The organism is Alicyclobacillus acidiphilus NBRC 100859 (genome assembly GCF_001544355.1).
GTDB classification, from domain to species: domain Bacteria; phylum Bacillota; class Bacilli; order Alicyclobacillales; family Alicyclobacillaceae; genus Alicyclobacillus; species Alicyclobacillus acidiphilus.
In genome coordinates this window covers 1-939 of the sequence record NZ_BCQI01000153.1, presented here as the reverse complement: position 1 = coordinate 939, position 939 = coordinate 1, and the positions used below count along the sequence as shown (strand labels likewise).

The following is a 939-nucleotide window of genomic DNA, read 5'->3' as shown; positions in this document are numbered from 1 at the left end:
CGGCGGTAGGACATCCGAAGGCAGTATTTGATTTAACGCCCGATCAACTGGTGGAAATGACCAGGGGAAGGGTGATGGCGATAATCTAAAGTTGGTGGGGACAAGTAAGATAGGGTGAATTCCGACGTTGCGAGGCGTGTGTATGGATGGTGTATGTCAAATGTGTTTTATGCGTGGTACGCTTATTGCAGAAACGGGCAGGTTAGTGACAAAAGAGGATACGATAAATTTCCTTCGAAGTAGTTAGTATATGTCTAATTTTGCAGTAAGAGAGGACATTCATCATGAAAATCGTGAGTGCCTGTTTGGTCGGTTGTAAGTGTAGATACGATAATCAATCTGCTTTACATTCAAAAGTCGAGAATTTAGTTCAAAGTCGTCAAGCAGTGCCTGTCTGCCCTGAGCAATTCGGAGGACTCCCGACTCCAAGGAATCCTGCAGAGATTGTAGGCGGAGATGGATTTGATGTACTTGATGGAAATGCCAAGGTTATCGATAGTGAGGGGAATGACGTCACACAGGAGTTTATTGACGGGGCTTACCGAGCACTAAACGTTGCACAGACTATTGGGGCAACAACAGCCATTCTTAAGAAAAATAGCCCCTCCTGCGGAAGTGATTTGATATACGATGGGTCTTTTTCTGGTATGAAGAAGGAAGGGGTGGGCGTGACCGTTGCTCTATTATTACGTAATGGACTAACGGTTACATCCGAAGATGGCGATTAACAAGGGGGTCTCATAGGAATTGCTCTTGAACAAACGGAGGCAAATGTTTAAGAAGCTTGACCCATCCAAACTGTTATGGCGATATATTGCAGTCCTTATTCGCACTTTTAAATTGCGAAAAATGCGATTGGGGGTGAATACGACATATGGATGACGATATGACGAACCCTCACGAGGGCATTGCGCCCGCACCGCCTGCTCAATATGACCG

1 protein-coding gene is annotated in these 939 nt (G+C 45.5%); it reads left to right on the top strand.

The features are described 5' to 3' along the window. Nucleotides 1-284: 284 nt before the first annotated feature. Nucleotides 285-728 (top strand): 2-thiouracil desulfurase family protein, encoded by a 444-nt coding sequence (locus AAC01S_RS18510; protein WP_067622857.1) that lies wholly within the window; start codon nt 285-287, stop codon nt 726-728. The last annotated feature ends 211 nt before the right edge of the window (nt 729-939 follow it).

Coding starts and splice junctions, on each gene's coding strand:
- AAC01S_RS18510 (WP_067622857.1), top strand. CDS start 285: ATGAAAATCGTGAGTGCCTGTTTGGTCGGTTGTAAGTGTAGATACGAT.